The sequence below is a fragment of the Psychrosphaera ytuae genome (assembly GCF_017638545.1).
GTDB lineage: Bacteria > Pseudomonadota > Gammaproteobacteria > Enterobacterales > Alteromonadaceae > Psychrosphaera > Psychrosphaera ytuae.
In genome coordinates this window covers 710,820-728,261 of record NZ_CP072110.1, presented here as the reverse complement: position 1 = coordinate 728,261, position 17,442 = coordinate 710,820, and the positions used below count along the sequence as shown (strand labels likewise).

General features: G+C 40.7%; 14 protein-coding genes. 9 read left to right on the top strand and 5 right to left on the bottom strand.

Annotated features, from left to right (window positions below; all coding sequences use genetic code 11):
* The first annotated feature begins 151 nt into the window (after positions 1 to 151).
* The 3 genes from J1N51_RS03305 (at position 152) to J1N51_RS03295 (ending at position 5,533) form a co-directional block, all read left to right on the top strand.
* Positions 152 to 1,144 (top strand): TlpA family protein disulfide reductase, encoded by a 993-nt coding sequence (locus J1N51_RS03305; RefSeq protein WP_208832571.1) that lies wholly within the window; start codon positions 152 to 154, stop codon positions 1,142 to 1,144.
* Between the two features lie 153 nt (positions 1,145 to 1,297).
* Positions 1,298 to 4,543, top strand: a complete 3,246-nt coding sequence (locus J1N51_RS03300; protein ID WP_208832570.1) for a S41 family peptidase — start codon at positions 1,298 to 1,300, stop codon at positions 4,541 to 4,543.
* Positions 4,544 to 4,576: 33 nt separating this feature from the next.
* Positions 4,577 to 5,533, top strand: coding sequence for a metallophosphoesterase (locus J1N51_RS03295; protein ID WP_208832569.1), 957 nt, complete (start codon positions 4,577 to 4,579; stop codon positions 5,531 to 5,533).
* Positions 5,534 to 5,570: 37 nt separating this feature from the next.
* On the opposite strand, the gene J1N51_RS03290 is transcribed toward J1N51_RS03295, so the two are convergent.
* Positions 5,571 to 6,332: a DUF3307 domain-containing protein gene (locus J1N51_RS03290; protein WP_208832568.1), complete on the bottom strand. Its 762-nt coding sequence runs from the start codon at positions 6,330 to 6,332 to the stop codon at positions 5,571 to 5,573.
* Positions 6,333 to 6,347: 15 nt separating this feature from the next.
* Positions 6,348 to 6,968 (bottom strand): hypothetical protein, encoded by a 621-nt coding sequence (locus tag J1N51_RS03285; protein WP_208832567.1) that lies wholly within the window; start codon positions 6,966 to 6,968, stop codon positions 6,348 to 6,350.
* A gap of 238 nt (positions 6,969 to 7,206) precedes the next feature.
* Between J1N51_RS03285 and hemN the strand changes: the two genes are divergently transcribed.
* The 3 genes from hemN to J1N51_RS03270 all read left to right on the top strand — a co-directional run bounded on the left by hemN (position 7,207) and on the right by J1N51_RS03270 (position 10,756).
* Entirely contained in the window at positions 7,207 to 8,583 is a 1,377-nt protein-coding gene (gene hemN, locus J1N51_RS03280) for an oxygen-independent coproporphyrinogen III oxidase (protein ID WP_208832566.1), read from the top strand.
* A 106-nt stretch (positions 8,584 to 8,689) separates the two neighbouring features.
* Positions 8,690 to 9,652: an alpha/beta hydrolase gene (locus J1N51_RS03275; protein WP_208832565.1), complete on the top strand. Its 963-nt coding sequence runs from the start codon at positions 8,690 to 8,692 to the stop codon at positions 9,650 to 9,652.
* Positions 9,653 to 9,835: 183 nt separating this feature from the next.
* The gene (locus tag J1N51_RS03270; protein WP_208832564.1) at positions 9,836 to 10,756 is read left to right on the top strand and encodes a prohibitin family protein; all 921 of its coding nucleotides are present in this window, start codon (positions 9,836 to 9,838) and stop codon (positions 10,754 to 10,756) included.
* Positions 10,757 to 10,817: 61 nt separating this feature from the next.
* Here the strand turns inward: J1N51_RS03270 and J1N51_RS03265 are convergent, their stop codons facing one another.
* Positions 10,818 to 12,563: a PAS domain S-box protein gene (locus J1N51_RS03265; RefSeq protein WP_208832563.1), complete on the bottom strand. Its 1,746-nt coding sequence runs from the start codon at positions 12,561 to 12,563 to the stop codon at positions 10,818 to 10,820.
* Positions 12,564 to 12,861: 298 nt separating this feature from the next.
* Here J1N51_RS03265 and J1N51_RS03260 point away from each other — a divergent pair, with 298 nt between their 5' ends.
* The gene (locus tag J1N51_RS03260; protein ID WP_208832562.1) at positions 12,862 to 13,284 is read left to right on the top strand and encodes a VOC family protein; all 423 of its coding nucleotides are present in this window, start codon (positions 12,862 to 12,864) and stop codon (positions 13,282 to 13,284) included.
* A gap of 100 nt (positions 13,285 to 13,384) precedes the next feature.
* Here the strand turns inward: J1N51_RS03260 and J1N51_RS03255 are convergent, their stop codons facing one another.
* On the bottom strand, positions 13,385 to 14,656 hold the full coding sequence (locus J1N51_RS03255; protein ID WP_208832561.1) for a dicarboxylate/amino acid:cation symporter: 1,272 nt from the start codon (positions 14,654 to 14,656) through the stop codon (positions 13,385 to 13,387).
* 214 nt (positions 14,657 to 14,870) lie between these two features.
* Between J1N51_RS03255 and J1N51_RS03250 the strand changes: the two genes are divergently transcribed.
* Positions 14,871 to 15,266, top strand: a complete 396-nt coding sequence (locus J1N51_RS03250; protein ID WP_208832560.1) for a universal stress protein — start codon at positions 14,871 to 14,873, stop codon at positions 15,264 to 15,266.
* A gap of 106 nt (positions 15,267 to 15,372) precedes the next feature.
* Positions 15,373 to 16,626 (top strand): DUF418 domain-containing protein, encoded by a 1,254-nt coding sequence (locus J1N51_RS03245; protein ID WP_208832559.1) that lies wholly within the window; start codon positions 15,373 to 15,375, stop codon positions 16,624 to 16,626.
* Positions 16,627 to 16,702: 76 nt separating this feature from the next.
* Here the strand turns inward: J1N51_RS03245 and ribA are convergent, their stop codons facing one another.
* Positions 16,703 to 17,356, bottom strand: coding sequence for a GTP cyclohydrolase II RibA (gene ribA, locus J1N51_RS03240; RefSeq protein WP_208832558.1), 654 nt, complete (start codon positions 17,354 to 17,356; stop codon positions 16,703 to 16,705).
* Between the last annotated feature and the right edge of the window lie 86 nt (positions 17,357 to 17,442).

The following is a 17,442-nucleotide window of genomic DNA, read 5'->3' as shown; positions in this document are numbered from 1 at the left end:
ACTTTTTTATTCCATTTATTTACTCAACGACAGAGCATACAAAATCTTTGCGTGAAAGTTATTCATTAATATAGGGAATTCTAGTCACTTCTACCAATTTAAAATATAGATACATTGTATGGAGTTAAATAACACACAAGGAAAACCTATTATGACAATACAAACTCATACCATGTCAGACACAAAAAATGCCGCGGGTGCCCAGCCCAATTGTAATCAGGCCAACAAAGCCACAGAGTCAAACATCGCCAAAGAGATACTGAACCTTCCGATAAGCTTAATTACCGGTGAAGTCCTAACGTTAAAACAACTACAAGGCCAGCGACCGGTCTACGTCAAATTTTGGACCAGTTGGTGTGCGCCTTGTCGCGAACAAATGGCCCATTTCGAGCAAATAAAGTGGACCTATGGTGAAGACTTGATGGTGATAGGCATCAACCTAGGTATCAGTGACGATGTGAAAACGGTTCATCAGGCCCAGCAAGAATTTGGCTTAACTATGCCTCTGGCCATTGATTCAGATGGTGCATTGACTCATGCATTTAAAGTTAAAGGCACGCCTTATCATTTGTTATTCGATAAGCAAATGAATCTGGTTTTTACAGGGCATGATACAAATACAACGCTCGACAAAAATATCGCTGCGTTAACTCAACCTAAATGGTGCTCAGAAACTACCAATGCTTCATCACAAGTTTTGACTCAAGAGTCAATAAATGCGTTAACGGTAACGGCAAAGACTAACGACGATTTGATACATTCAGCGCTAGGTGGTGACCAAACACACCTGATTTTATTGACGTCAACTTGGGCACATTGGTATATCAAAGAAACTCGCCCAGAAACTGCAGCGCAGGCTATTAAAGCTCAACAATTAATGAATCGCTTGGCAAATTTGGGGCCTAAACTTAACACTCAAACGGTCGTGTCTCGACTATGGACTGGGGATAACGAACTTGCGGCATTTACCAAGAAATTTGATGTCCAACATTCGATTCAAATTGATGTGGAAAATGACTGGTTCCATCATTTTAAAGTGACCGATTTACCTGTGCTTGTCGTGGTTAGGAACGGCCGAGAGCGTTTTAGGTTGACTGATTTTACCGATACAGACTGGTTTGAATCTTACGTTAAAAGCATTTAATACGGAGATTTAATTTTTAGTCCATCCCACAAAATCTTTCGTTTACCTTTTTGATTGCTAGGCATTAATTGCGAATGCCTAGCTTTTCCGCAATGATGGAAGGTTAGATCAAACCGTATATAAAAATAATTCTAATTAAATATAGGCAATACTATGAAAAAACTGGCAACAAGCTTGTTAATTTCGGTAGCTTTAGGTGCAAATGCGAGTACAGACTCAGCATCGAGTCCACTGATTTTACAGCCTGAAATTAGTCCGGACGGGACTCAAATCGCATTCAGTTATCAAGGTGATATTTGGACCATGCCACTAGATGGCAGTCGAGTGAACCGTTTAACCATTCACGAAGGGTATGAACGAAGCCCCAAGTGGTCAAAAGACGGTTCGCGTATTGCCTTTAGTAGTGACCGTTTTGGTAATGATGACGTTTTTGTAATGCCAAGTATCGGTGGTCGTCCGGATCGTTTGACGTACCACAGTGCGCCTGACCGAGTATTAGGTTTCAACAATGACGGGCAGGTTTTGTTTAATACTCGTCGTTTATACGCAGAAGTAGAGCGAGAGTGGGAAATTTTTGGTGTTGACCAAACTGACGCAGCCACTGAATTCCGTTATATGGATGCGCTGGGTTTTGATGCGGTTGTATCACCGGACGGCAAGAAGATTGCCTTTGTACGCGGTACTTGTCGAGTTGCACGTGAAGATTACCGTGGCCCGGCAAACCGAGACATTTGGATTTATGACGTTGATACCGGTAAATATGAGCAGCTAAGTGATTTTGATGGCAATGATTTTATGCCACAGTGGGCGAGTAACGACGAGCTTTACTTCATCTCTTCACGTGCCGGTAAATACAATGTATTTAAGCAAAAAGTCGGTTCGAGCAAAGCGCAACAAGTGACTAATGAGTCTGAGTTTGGTGTAGAGCACTTCAGTATTGATAACTCTGCTAATACTCTGGTTTATCAAGCCGCAGATAAAGTGGCTATGGTCAAAAATGGCCAGACTGAGTCGCTCTCAGTAGCAATACCGACAGACTTCAGATTTGATCCTATCACCAACAAAAAGACTACAAACTCAATCAATGAGTTTAGTGTTTCACCAAACGGTAAGTTAGTGTCTTATGCCGTACGTGGTGATTTGTTTGTTAAACGCAATGACAAAAAAGACAAACGTTCGGTTCGTTTAACAACGGGGGCGGCGCGTGACCGCGATGTAACTTGGTTGGATGATAATACGCTTGTATTCGTATCAGATCGCGATGGTCAAAATGATTTGTTCAAACTGACATCTGCTGACGATAAAGAATCTAATATCTTTAAGTCTTTAAAGCATCAAGTCGAACCGTTAACTCGAACCGCAGCTCAAGAGCGTAATCCTATCGTATCGCCAGACGGTAAAAAGCTGGCTTATCAGCAAGGTCGCGGTATCTTAAAAGTAGCCGAGTTTACTGAAGAGCAAACCCTCAATAATGAGGTAACTTTAGTTGATGGCTGGGCGACGCCGAGTGGTATTAGTTGGTCACCCGACAGTATTTGGCTTGCGTATTCAAAAGCAGACTTGTCGTTTAACAACGAAGTCTTTATTCATGCTGCCGATAATTCAAAAGAGCCAGTCAACGTAAGTATGCATCCTAAAGGGGATTACAACCCAGTTTGGTCGCCAGACGGTAGCAAATTAGGTTTTGTCTCTATGCGTAATAATGGCGATTACGACATTTGGTTTGCATGGCTAAAAGAAAGCGACTGGCAACGCTCTAAAGAAGAATGGAAGCGTGATGAATTTGATGATGAGCCAGCAAAACCTGCGAAAGCCAAAGTTGCTAAGAACGAGTCTGACAGTGACAAGCCGACTGAAGAAAAAGACAAAAAAGACAAAAAACAAGCTGAACCATTGAAAATTGACTTGGATGATATTTACAAACGCCTCGAACAGGTCACTCGATATGCAGGTAATGAGTCGTCGTTTGCCTTCGATAAAAAGGGTGAATATGTATATTACGCGATTGGTGGTGCTGGTCGTCAAAACTTCACAATGGACCGCGAGCTGTTCAAAATAAAATGGAATGGAGAAGAGAACAAACGCGTTTTAAAAGGCAATAAAATGCCGCGCAATTTAAGTTTGAGCAAAGACGGCAAGAGCCTGTTCGTGCTTACCGGCCGTGGGGATTTAGAAAAGATCAACACTAAGACTGACAAAGCTGAAAAACTGACCACAATCTCTAATCAAAGTATTGAGCACATGGCTGAACGAGCACAAATCTTTGATGAAGCATGGCAGGCATTAAATGAAGGGTTTTACGATCCTGACTTTCACGGTAATGACTGGCAAGCACTTAAAGAGCAATATCGACCTCTGGCTTTAAAAGCGTCGACAAAAGAAGACTTTCAATATGTATTTAACCTGATGCTAGGCCAAGTAAATGCAAGTCATATGGGGCTTTATCGAGGTGAAAACCAAAAACAAACGCAGCGCACACGAACAGGCTTGTTAGGTGTTGAAGTGTTCCCAACGGACAAAGGCTTAATGGTGGCCTCTGTTCTGGACAACAGTCCTGCTGCTCGTGAAGACAGCACGCTAATGGTGAATGATGTTATTACTCATATTAATCAGGTTTCTGTTACGGACCAAAACCTATATGCACTATTGAATGAGCAAGCGAACCAGCCTGTTTTAGTCGCAATAGAGCGCGCTGGAGAAGCTCAAGAAATTGTTGTTTGGCCAACAGCGTCATTGAACAATGAAAAATACGACAATTGGGTCGAAACTCGACGTAAGTTAACCGAAGAATATTCAGGTGGCCGTTTAGGTTACTTGCATATTCGCGGTATGAACTGGACTAGTTTTGAACGTTTTGAACGTGAGTTAATGGCAGCGGGTTACGGTAAGGAAGGCATCGTAATTGATGTTCGTTATAACGGCGGTGGCTGGACGACAGACTATTTGATGGCAGTATTAAATGTTAAGCAACACGCTTACACGATTCCTCGTGGCGCATCAGATAATTTAAAACGCGATCAAAAGAAATTCAGAAATGAGTATCCATATTCAGAGCGTTTGCCGCTTTCAGCTTGGACTAAGCCTTCAATTGCAATGAGTAATGAGTCGAGCTATTCGAATGCGGAGATTTTCTCTCATGCATACAAAGCCTTGGGACTTGGCAAATTAGTTGGTCGACCTACATTTGGTGCCGTAATTAGTACTGGTGCACAAAGCTTAGTAGATGGTTCAATTGTGCGTATGCCATTTAGAGGTTGGTTTGTAAAAGATTCGGATGCAAATATGGACTTTGTCCCTGCGCAACCAGATATTGAAGTCTTTAATCCGCCAGCGTACAAGGCGAAAAACGTTGATCCACAGCTAAAACGAGCAGTGGAAGAACTATTGAAGTCGCTGTAGCTTTATCTTTAGCTCAATACAACAAGGGCGTTTATGGCGGTCGTAAAAATGAATGAAAGCAATGAGTACCATATTATTGGTGATATCCATGGCCATGGTACTGAATTAGAAAATTTGCTTTTAAAGCTTGGGTACAAGATGACTGAAACAGGTTACTCTCACCCTGAGGCGACCGCTATTTTTGTAGGCGACTTTATTGATCGAGGTGAAGACCTCGTTGAGCATGGAAAAGTACTCGATATAGTGATGCCAATGGTTAAACATGGTCATGCCCGCGCTGTTATGGGTAACCACGAGTTTAATGCGTTGGCGTTTCATACTGAACATCCAGGTGAGCCTAACTGCTACCTGAGACCTCACACCGAAAAAAATAAAGCACAACATCAAGCCTTTTTGAATGAGTTTCCGTTAGGCAAAGCCAAAACAGAAGCTGTGCTTGAGTTTTTTATGACTCTGCCTTTGTTTTTAGAACTAAAAACGGCAGTCAGTAACAAGCCTTTCAGAGTAGTACACGCATGTTGGGATCCTGAACAAATATCATTTATTAAACAGTCGTTACAGAATAATAAACTGACACGTGAGTTTTTGGTTAAAGCATGTGATAGCTCTTCGAAAGAACACTTTGCCATCGAGCGAATATTAAAAGGTGTTGAAGTAAAGTTGCCAGAGGGACTGTACTTTAACGACAAAGATGGTCACACCCGAAATGCAGTCAGAGTAACCTGGTGGTCTGACTCTGACAGTAAATTAAATGATATTTCTCGACAGCGAGATCTAGACTTATCACATATTGACATGGACTTGACTCAACAAGTGCCATTTTATGGTTTAGATGAACCTTTATGTGTGATTGGCCACTACTGGATGCAGGGTAAACCTAAACCTATGAGCGACAATGTAATTTGTGTCGATTTTTCTGTAGTCAGCGGCAACGGTTTAACGGCGTGTTGTTTAGACTCAGAACTCAACGTCGAATTTGTAACGACGTAAAGATTTGAAACACAGCCACTAAATAGTAACTCTGTTTTTATAAAAATCGATAACAGGCCATGGTTCCCCAACCTATGGCTAGAGCAATGGTGTAGCTCAACAAAGTTCCAATCAACATATACTCAGTTAGCTGTCTGTCGTTGTTTTTGGTGAGATCACCAAATCTAAAAATTGTTTTTGCAGCTACTAAAAAGCCGATACCAGAAAACTGGCCCATAAATAAAAACGTGAGAGTTAAACACCGTTCAATATAGCCAATCCATCTACCTGCTGCTTCTAGCCCTATGTTGGGGTCCGAAGGAGTTGTTGAGGAGGCTTGTGCTGAAAATAGTGCCGCTGTATGTCGTTTTAAAATAATACTGATCAAAATAGAGGCGGGCTTACACGCTAAAATATAAGCAAGGACAATGATTAATACATGTGGGTTAGTAATTGTTTGAATTAAAAACTCCAAGAGCTGTATGTGCGAACCGTTCACATATACCCACAAGCTGACAATAACAGCTATGTGTAATACTTGATCGATTAAAAAGTACGGTGTTGTGGCTGGTTTACCAGCTTTCCAAAGGTCAATCGTAAAGTGACTTAATCCAATCCCTAACATCATAACCAGAGCGTAAGAAAAACTCGGAGCATAAAACAGCAAAACCAATCCGACTAAAACACAATGTACCAAGATATGTTTATACAAACCTCTTGAGCGAACTTTATTGTCGAATCGACAGTCAATCCACTCCTTTGGTTGTAAGTAAAAGTCTGCAATGAAATGGGTAACAATGAGCAAAATGAGTAATTCCATGGCGACCTAACTGTCCTATCTAAGCTTTTGGTTAATCAGTTGAATATAATCCCGAATTAAATGAGCACCCATACTCGATAGGCGATTACTTATATTCTGTCGACTTGTGCCTAATTTGTCAGCAAGTTTTTGATGTTCAACAAAATCGCTGTCGATATACATATGCAAGAGCTCAGCTTGAGATTGAGTTAATTTGTTCAGTTGGTGGCTAATACAGCTTGTTAAAAGTGTAAGGCTTGGGTCATTTTGGCAATCACTGAATGTAACAACAAGAGCTTCTCTTTGCGAAGTGTCTAACTTACGACCCGAGTCGACATAAACAGGTCCTGTTGAGGTGCCTGGCGAAGCGTCCATAACACTGTGTTGGCCGAAGGCTAAGGACAAGGTACAGTGAATTGGCGTACTAATCACAGGAGATGTAATTAACAGCAACTTTAATAAAATAGTCTGTTTTATTGCAAAATCAGGGTCAGGAAAGTGAATTTGAAACTCATCCCCTCTATAGACTTGCCCTCGAGCTTGATAAGAGTTGCTCAGAGTAGAAATATGCTCGCGTAACAGCTGTATCAAGTCTTGGTATTGTCGTTCCGACATTTTAGTGGAACGAACGATATCTCCTGTAAGAACTGCAATCATTTTTATCTACCTAATTAGGATTTTAAATGCAACTATATTTGATTGCATTTAATTGTGCAATTAAATTTAATTGCATATTATTAAGCAACTAAATTTGATTGCCTACCTGTGGTTTTATGTTCTTGCTAAAACAGAAGAATAGTTGATCTTTATCAATCTCTTATTTTTATGGCTGCCTAAAATAACTGTCAAATTGTAAATAAATTCAGAATGCCTGAAGTTAATTAAAGAACCTCCTATGACAGTAAACAAACTGAGTGCTTTATTCGATAATGACATGTTAAAAAAATATGATAGTCGGGGACCTAGATATACTTCCTACCCAACCGCATTGGAATTTGAGGAATCTTTTGAAAATGATGAGTTTGAGGCATGCATCAAATCAAGCATCAATCGAGATTTGTCACTGTATATCCACATCCCATTTTGCCATTCACTTTGTTACTACTGTGGTTGCAATAAAATCGTTACCCGTCACCCAGAAAAAGCGGATCGCTACTTAGATATGCTCATACAAGAAATGGCATATAGGGCATCACAATTAAAAGACAGAGAAGTGAGTCAAATTCATTTAGGAGGTGGCACACCAAGTTTCTTGAGTGAAGCTCAGATAAGCCGACTAATGTTATGGGTTAGGCGCTTATTTAAGATTAAACAACGTACAGAAGTCAGTATTGAAATAGACCCTAGAAACCTAGACTTAAACTATGTTGATCACCTAGCAAACGAGGGATTCAATAGAATGAGTATTGGCGTACAAGACATTACAGCTAAGGTACAGATCGCCATTAACCGTCAGCAGTCGTCTGGATTTATAAAACAACTTATAGAGCGTGCTCACTTGGTTGGTTTTGACTCTGTAAATATTGACCTAATATATGGCTTACCCCATCAAACTGAACAAAGCTTTGCTGAGTCATTGAAGGTGATTAATGGGTTTAACGCTGATCGGATTTCACTATTTAGTTATGCACATTTACCAGATAGGTTTGCTGCTCAGCGAAAAATCAAAGATACGTGGCTACCTAGTGCTGCGGCCAAACTTGGATTAATGCAAATGGCGATGGCGCATTTTCTAGCAACAGGCTACGACATGATCGGCATGGATCATTTTGCAAAGCCAACGGATGAGCTTGCGATTGCTATGCGATCTGGACAGCTACACAGAAATTTCCAGGGTTATACCACGCAAGGGGATACGGATTTATTGGGCTTGGGTGTATCGGCGATCAGTAGTTTAGGCCACTGTTATAGCCAAAACCATAAATCTTTACGAGATTATGACACCGCAATTGCTGAACAAGGTCACGCGATAGAAAAAGGCAAGGTGTTAAGTGAGGATGACATGGTCAGGCGATATGTAATCGCAGAGCTCATGTGTAACCTTAATTTAAGCAAACCCAAAGTAAACGAGTATTTTGAAGTAGATTTTGATCAATACTTTGCAGATTCGATAAAAGTACTACAACCGCTAATAAAAGATGGTCTGGTAAACAACGACTTGACTCATTTATCTGTAGCTCCTGAAGCACGACTTATCATTAGAACAGTATGTATGGCTTTTGACGCCTATTTACCAGAAGCGGCACAAGCTCGCTATTCAAAGGTGATATAGGATTGAGTTTCTAAACATAAACTTAAATTAGAGAGTAGTTATTGTAATTGCGCAAAAATTGGACAAAACTGGTTGTTAGGTAACTCAACATACCAAAGGAGTTGATATGTTATTTATTACTAACCGATTACCCAATCAATCTGCACGAAGCAAACGCAATCGCAGTGTCACCTTTAATTACCAAAACACCACAGTTTCGCAGAATCTTTATTTTTGCCGCCGCAATGGTATTGGTGATTACACCGAAATTACCAGTGAGCCTTTTTTCAATGAGCTTAAGAATTGGCCTGATGACGTACAACTATTGTTATACATTCATGGCTTCAACAACAACATGGAGCCTGATATTTTTAACAATGCGGAAGTATTACAAAGGCAATTTGATCGTCAGCAGGGGAATTTGGTTAGGGTAGTACCGGTAATTTGGCCTTGTGATGATGACTCACCTGCTGCTTTTATAGGAGATTACTGGGACGACCAAGATGCAGCTGATGCTTCTGGGCCTGGCTTTGCAAGAGCGCTACTTAAATTCAACAAATGGCGACATTCTCAAGACCAATTGCTTCACCCGTGTTTTAGGCGAATTAATGTATTGGCACATTCAATGGGAAATAGAGTGTTAGTAAACGCACTCGAACACTTTGCTAAAAAGCTACCAGGAGGTGAAGTACCGCAGTTATTTCGCAACGTTTTTATGATGGCAGCGGATGTCAAAAATGAGATTTTGGAAAATAATCAGCGAGGTCATCATGTAGTTTCATCGGCAAGGAATACAGTTGTATATTACGCCAACGATGATTTTGCGATGCCCGCTTCGAAAGTTGCTAATGTTAAAAATATGACAGCTTCAAGGCGGCTGGGTATGACTGGCCCAGAACACTTAGAGCGATTACCAAAATCTGTATTTGAAGTCGATTGTGACGAATTTAATAATAAGTTTGACCGGAAGGGCCACTCTTATTTTTTGGTTGACGGCGAAGGTAACCCCAGTCCTGTTATAGGCCATATGGCCCATGCCATTAAAAAAGGACGGGTAGAGCCAAATCAACGGTCAGTAATACTTAGCTGATGGCGCTGTGTCAGTAAATACCTATTTAATCGAGAAGTGAATTGATAGTTGGGTTACTTCAGTAAGACAGATTTACACTTGAAGAGCGGTCGTATTTTATAGTAAAACATTGGTTTTCAAGCCTCGTGCCGAGATTTCGGCTCGAGCTTTTTTATATTAAAGGAAAATTAAAGGAACTAACACATGGACTTATCCAGATCATCTAAAGCAAATGAAGCCACTTCAAAAGCTAATTCTTTTTTTAAGGCGGGCCTTGCAAAAAAGGTTATTCCTGGATTGATTTTGCTTGTCGTCATTTTTAACTCTTATTTTATCGTTGTTGAAGGTCATGTTGGTGTTGTAAAGCGTTTCGGTGAGGCCAAACACCAAGAAAACCCTGGATTACATTTAAAAATACCGTTCATCGAGACGGTCGAGATGATCGAGGTAAGAACTCGTAAAAATGCCGAAAAAATGGCATCGAGTACAAAAGAGCAAATGCCAGTAACGGTTGAAGTCTCAGTAAACTGGACCGTAAATAAAGAAGCGGCTTTAGACTTATTTAAGCGCTATGGTGGCTTAACACAGTTTGAGCAGCGCATATTAGATCCGCGCTTCCGTTCAGCGACAAAAGATACGATTCCTCAATTTGAAGCTGAGCAATTAATCCAAGATCGCGCTTCTGCAATTCAAGGGATTGAACATAGATTGGCTGCAGAGATGGAAGGCTTTCCGGTTATTGTTGATAACATCCAAATAGAGAATATTGTTTTACCTCAGAAGTACATTAATTCCATTGAGATAAAACAAACGGAAAAAAACCTAGCGGCTGCAGAAGAGCACAAACTAGAGCGTCAGAGATTAGAGGCATTACGCGCTGTAAACACGGCTGATGCAAAAGCAAAAGGAATACTTAAGGTTGCAGAAGCTGAGGCTCAGTCGATTTTGCTAAAAGGTAAAGCTGAAGCAGAAGCAATTCAAGCAAAAGCAAAAGCATTAAAAGAAAATCCATTAATTGTTAAGTTTACAGAAGCACAGCAATGGGATGGTAAGTTACCAACAACCATGATGGGCGGTCAGGGCGTTATGCCAATAATGGACTTACGCCAACCTTCGAAAGACTAATTGTTCAAATACAAAAAAGGCGCTGAATCAGCGCCTTATTATTGGAAAAATGAGTATAGAGTTAGGCATCAATCTTCTTAATCCAAGACGCCAATTCGTCTATCTTTGCTACCGTTTCACGGATGAGTTTGTCAATCTCGTTACTAGACTCTCTTGAGTTACCTGCTAATGTCCTAACTTCATCAGCAACAACTGCAAACCCTCTACCAGACTCACCGGCTCGAGCCGCTTCGATAGCTGCATTTAAGGCTAACAAGTTAGTTTGATCTGAAATAGAATTGATTGTACCAACGATTGAACTGATAGTTTGACTCGTTGTAACAAGCTCTTGAGTTGCAGCCTGTGTTTCATTTACTGCCTGCTTTCTTTGGGTTACGTCGATACCAAAGAACACGTAACGAGTTACGTTACCTTGGAAGTCTTTAAGGGCACTAAGTCTTGCATCAAATGCAAAGTAGCGACCATCCACATCAAAATCGAAAACCATAGATAAAAAGCCTTTGCTTTCGAGCTTGGTCTTGTTGTCACCAGAAATAAGGGCAAGAACTTCTTGAGCCATTCGTTCAGCAACAACACGGCTGCCTATCGTCTCTATCAGCAAATCGTTAGCATCAATTATTTCGCCGTTGGTCTTCATTTCTAAAAGCACAAGGGCACTACCAATGGCATCGAGTTTACGGGTAAAGTCCAACGCCATTTGCTTGACTCGGGTCACATCAGCTTGAACCGCAATAAAGTTGGTTAACTCACCATCTTCAAACACCGGGTTAATTGAAAGGGCGGTCCAATAAGGAGTCCCGTCTTTGTGGTAGTTAAGTATTTCTTCGTAGAATGGAGTGCGTTCACTCAAGTGATGTCTAATTCGATCAACAGTACCAGTATCGGTCTCTTCACCCTGTAAGAAGTCACCTGGCTTACGGCCAATAACCTCTGCTGATTTGTAACCTGTGAGACGCTCAAATCCCTTGTTAACGTATTGAATTTTGCCGTTAGGTGGGGTGATGATAACGGCATTGTCGGTCTCGTTTGCGACTAGCGAAATCATTTTTTGCATTTCCCTCTGCCGTATTTCTTCGGTAACGTCCCTTATGAACGCTGTATAGAGTGTTCGACCTTCTAATTTAACTTTAGAGAGCGACAGGCGACCCCAAAGCGTTTCGCCATCACGACGTTCTATTTTTACTTCTCTGCTCGTACCGACAATTTTGTCTTGGCCTGTGGTCCTATTGGCATTGACATAATCATCATGCTCAGGCTGTATAGCCTGTGGTACAAGCATTTTAACGTTTTCGCCTAATACCTCATTACGATCGTAACCCCAAAGTTCTTCTGCGGCTTTGTTGAATAAAGTCACACAGTTGTGCTCATTAATACAAACCACTGCGTCGAGTGCTTGTTCGAGGGTTTGTTCAACAATTTCCCGTTGATCTCGCTCTGCCGTTACATCTCGAACTAAGGCTGTGTAGTGTTTTTTGCCATTGAGTTTCACTTGAGAAAGAGAAAGTTGTACCCATATTCGCTTACCGGACTTAGTTTCGAGTTGCACTTCTCGAGAGCTACCAACGATTTTATCTATGTCTGATGTTCTATGATGATTTACATAACTGTCATGGTTACTTTGATGCTCGGTGGGAACTAACATTTTAACGTTCATTCCGAGAACCTCACTTTTTGTGTAGCCCCACAATTTTTCCGCAGCTTTATTAAAGAAAGTTACATTATTATTTTCGTCTATGCTTACGACAGCAACGATTGTCTGTGCGAGTGCTTGTTCTGCGAGAGAGTTTTTGCTAGTAAAGTTAAACATATCAATCTCTTGTGTTTATAGTTTGTTTGTTACATCAAAATATCCGTCTAATCTATTGCGCTAAAACGGGAACGTTTGGCGAAAAGCGTGTATTTAATAAGTAGTAGACTCTCGGGAGTTGTCAATAAACTCAAGGCAGACATAGGGTTAAAAAATTTCGGCTTTTTCTGGATCGAACAAACTCCTTTTTGATTTACATCAATGTGTAATTAGGTATTCAATAGCAACGCTTTTTTTAATTGTGGAATTAATTATAATAGCGGCAAATAAACACCATGTTTTGAAGGGTAAATAAGATATGTCTAATTGTTTGCATCTAGCTATTCCTGCAGGTGACCTGGAAGTTGCAAAGAAGTTTTATTGCGAAGTTATGGGTTGTCGTTCGGGTAATAGTGAGGAAGGCCGTTGGATCGACATTGATTTTTGGGGTAACGAACTAACAATTCATCAAAGCGAAGAGCGCTTGCCAACAGTAAGACACGACGTTGATATGGGCGCGGTGTCAGTTCCTCATTTTGGCGTACATATGCCAGAAGATGAGTTTCAGGCATTAAAACAGCGTATTGAAGCTGCTGGATTAGAATACCTTGATAAGCCTTACAGACGTTTTGTTGGAACTGAGTTTGAGCAAGAGACGTTTTTTATCGAAGATCCAAATGGCAACGTCTTAGAAATGAAAACAATGGTAAACCCTGAAGTACTGTTCAGAGATGCCAAGTAATCATTTTAAATGACTGCACACATAGGTAGTTAACAAAAAACAAAATGCGAGGCAAGTGCTCGCATTTTTTATTAGATGATTAACTTAAAGGTATAACGACTTATGCTATGGATGCGTTTGTTGAGTTAACCTGGGTTTGATTTATGTTTTTTGTATTATCAGGTTGTTCGTTACCGACCAGCCCTTCGCTTTGAGCAACCACTAGAGCCGTGACTGCATCGCCTGTAATGTTGGTGGCTGTTCGCATCATATCAATAATGCGGTCAATTGCAGCTACAATGGCGATACCCTCCAATGGTAAGCCAACGGCATTAAGTGTAACCGTTAGCATGACCAATGCAGCACCAGGTACGCCTGCAGTACCGATACTACTTATGACCGCAGTCATGGTAATGATACCGTAGTCAACCATATCCAAAGAGATGCCGTAGATGTGGGCAATAAATATCGCCGCTATCGCCGGATAAATGCCGCCACAGCCGTCCATATTGGCACTCGAACCAATATTTGCGACGAAAGACCCAAAGCCTTTTTCGACCTTTAAGTTTTCAGAAATGACTTTAGTAGTTACTGGCAGTGTTGCATAGCTACTGCAAGTACTATAGGCCGTCGCTTGTGCCTCAAAGATGTTTTTGTAAAATGAAATTGGGTTCATTTTACCAAAGGCATATACCAGGCTCGAATAGGTAACCGCGATGTGAATTAAGCAACCTAAGTAAACCGCTAGGATAAATTGACCGAGAGGCAACAACGTTTCAAGACCAAATTGACTGACGGTTGCGGCCAAAATAGCAAAAACACCGATTGGTGTTACTGCCAACACAATACGCATCAGCGAAGCCATAACTTCGTTACCAGATACGATAAAGGCTTTAAATGCGTCAGCAGCAGGACCTGTTTTAAGAACTGCAAAGCCAAGAATTACCGAAAAAACCACAACGGGGATTACTTTACCACTAGCCATTGCGTCTACAATATTTGCAGGGATGAAACCTGAGAGAACTTCCCCAATACTAGGAATAACTCTTATTTTGTCGATTTCTGAGGACATTTGAATACTGTCGGTCCAATTAAACGCCGTACCAACGCCTAAGCCGATTAAACTCGCAATTAAAGCGGTTAACAAAAATACGCCGATTGTTTTAAGTCCCAGTCGTTTTAATTTACTCGGATCTGAAAAATTGAAAATCGAACTTACTATAGAAAAAAACAGCAATGGGATAACCACCATTTTAATGGCATTGATGTAGGCTGTTCCGATAGGTTTAATTGCTAAGGCTGCATCTTTAAATACAAGTCCAAAAGCGATAGCGGCCAAAAAGGCAAATAAGATTTGCTTTGACAGTGATAGTGAGAAAAATCGAGAAAACATAGAGATCACTTTGTGTTGTTCGAGAAAGATCGCGAATTCTACTATGCAAAACGATGGAAGAAAGGACTTGGATTAGAGTGATTAGTAATATTAAATAACTATTTATACAAAGAAGAGAAAGTTGTTTTAAATCAATTTATTTCATTTAATTTAAAGCTACACTTAGAAATATAAAAATCAGTGGTAAACGTGTTTCACGAATAAGGATTAGATAATGTACGATAAAATCTTAGTTGCGATAGAAGCAAGTGATGAAGGCGAGCAGGTTGTTAAAAAAGCTCTGGATATTGCCAAGAAGTTTGATTCAAAAGTGTATTTGATAAGTGTAATTTCATACACCTTATTGCCAAAAGACTACCAAGCTAAGCTAGAAGAAGAAATTGTGCCTAAGATGGAAGCGATTGCCACTAAATATGATGTTAGTCGCAAGCGTACTTCAGTTAAAGTCGGTAAACCATATCGTGAAATTATTGGTAAAGCCGAAGCGATTGAAGCTGATTTGATCATTATGGGGACACACTCTGAAAAGGGTATCACCGGCATGTTGGGGTCGACTGCAAATGGTGTTGCGAACTACGCTCCATGTGATTTGTTTTTAGTTAACATTTAGAAACAAATTACAACGGCTATCTGGTACAGAAATACTGGGATTTATTTTGGCTTTTCTTTAGACTGACTCTTGGTTTTATGGAGCCCAGTCAAAGGAAGGCCAAATTATGTCCAGTATACCATCTGAAGTTTCGTCATCTGAAACTGTTCAAACTATCTCCCCAACTCGTATCCAATACTTAGACTTACTCAGAGGCCTTGCTGTTTTGGGGTTACTGTTTTTGAACATAACTCATATGGGAATGTTTGAACTTGGTTACGTCATGCATGAGCCCGTTTTACTAGCAGATCAAATTATGCGTGGTGTAAACGCATTTTTGTTTGATGGCCGTTTTAGAAGCTTGTTTTGTATTTTGTTTGCGGTGGGTCTTTATATTCAGTGGCAAAATTACCAAAACAAAAACTTACAACCCAAGCCCATTCTTAAATCTAGGCTGTTTTGGCTAGTTCTTTTTGGCACGATTCACTGCGTATTTATATGGCCTGGGGATATACTGCTAGTTTATGCACTATCAGGATTGTTTTTGTTAAACCGCTTGGAATGGAGTGCCGAAAAGACCCTTAAAGTTGGCAAGACTTTCTTTGCTATTGGTATGCTTGTGTTAGCAACACAATGGGCGTTAGCTGGGTATTTTGGAGAGCCGATGGTCCGTGGCTCGGAAGCATTTAATGAGGCTATCTCAACATCACACGCTCCTTATTGGGAGTGGGTTATGGTTTCGCTTTTTATTGCTGTTGCTTATGTTGTTACTTTTCCGATACTAAGCTTGTTTTATATTGTAGGCACTATGCTTATTGGCCTGGGTTTATACAAATCTGGGGCGTTAAAAACCGGCTTTACTCGGCCAGCATTAATCAAGCTACTCCTTGTGACACTTGTTGTCTCTGCAATTGACGCCTTTATCGCAATAGTTCACCCAGATGTTTGGCAAAGTGCGTCAGGTGTGTTGGCATCGTTGTCTGGGTTAAGTATGGCGCTTATTATTTGGCACTTCGTGGTTAAAGCTGATTTAGCCTCTTCTGGCTCGTGGCTTGTTCGAGCGGTGAAAAAAGTCGGAACGATGGCGTTTACATTTTATATCTTGCAGTCATTGGTTATGACCTTGATATTTAGAGTGTATTTTACTGAGCTTTCGGTACAGCTAAATTTATTTGAATACTTTATAGTGGCGCTCGGTTTTGCTGTGATTCAGCTTGTACTTGCGAGTTTGTACAAGCTTAAATTCAATCAAGGGCCACTTGAGTATATTTGGCGCAAGCAAGTACAACGCACTGTTAGCAAAATAAAACGTGAGCAACAAAGCCTGAATATTGAAAAAGCTGAAGCTCAAACTCCAACGGAGCAACAGACGGTTGTTTAGGTTCTGAATGAATTAATAAAAAAAGGAAGGCGAAGCCTTCCTTTTTCCGTTTTGAATCGTTTGTAATAACTAACGATTAACTCGCTGCTCGTTCAGTCGCTATATCCTGGTCCTGAGCTGTGTCGTCAGTTAAATCATGCTTACATAACATGTGTTGACCGTGGGCAGACTTGGTTTGTAAGTAACCTAGGTTATCTTTTTTAATGAAGGTGCCAGTTCGTTGATCAGATACTAGGTTGAACTCAGCAGCCACTGCTTTGATCTTTCTTGGGTTATTGGTCACCAATTGCAATGAACTCACATTTAACGCCTTTAACATGTGAACTGCATCACCGTATTGACGTAGGTCTTCACCAAAACCAAGCGCTTTGTTGGCTTGGTATGTGTTCATCCCCTCTGACTGCAAAACATAGGCATCGAGTTTGTTGTACAGACCGATGCCACGTCCTTCTTGGCGCATGTACAAAATAATACCGCCATTTTCAGCCATGCGTTCTATGGTTTCATCTAATTGATCACCACAATCACAGCGAGATGAGTGGAATACATCACCAGTTAAACACTCAGAATGAATACGGACCAATGGTGCGTCTTGCTCTAAATCTGCGCGCTTAAAAATAACCGCTATGTGTTCGTTACCTTCTTTAAACTCTTTAAAAGTAACAATTTCTGCAGGAATATTGCCTGCTTTGCCTACGTGTAGGCTGACTCGTGAACGTATTTCACTCATTGAAAAGTGCCTTTTGAACCTTTACTGCTTTTGTCCAATTTTAACTTGAACCCCTTTAAACCTCCACACAATACGCAATTAAATTT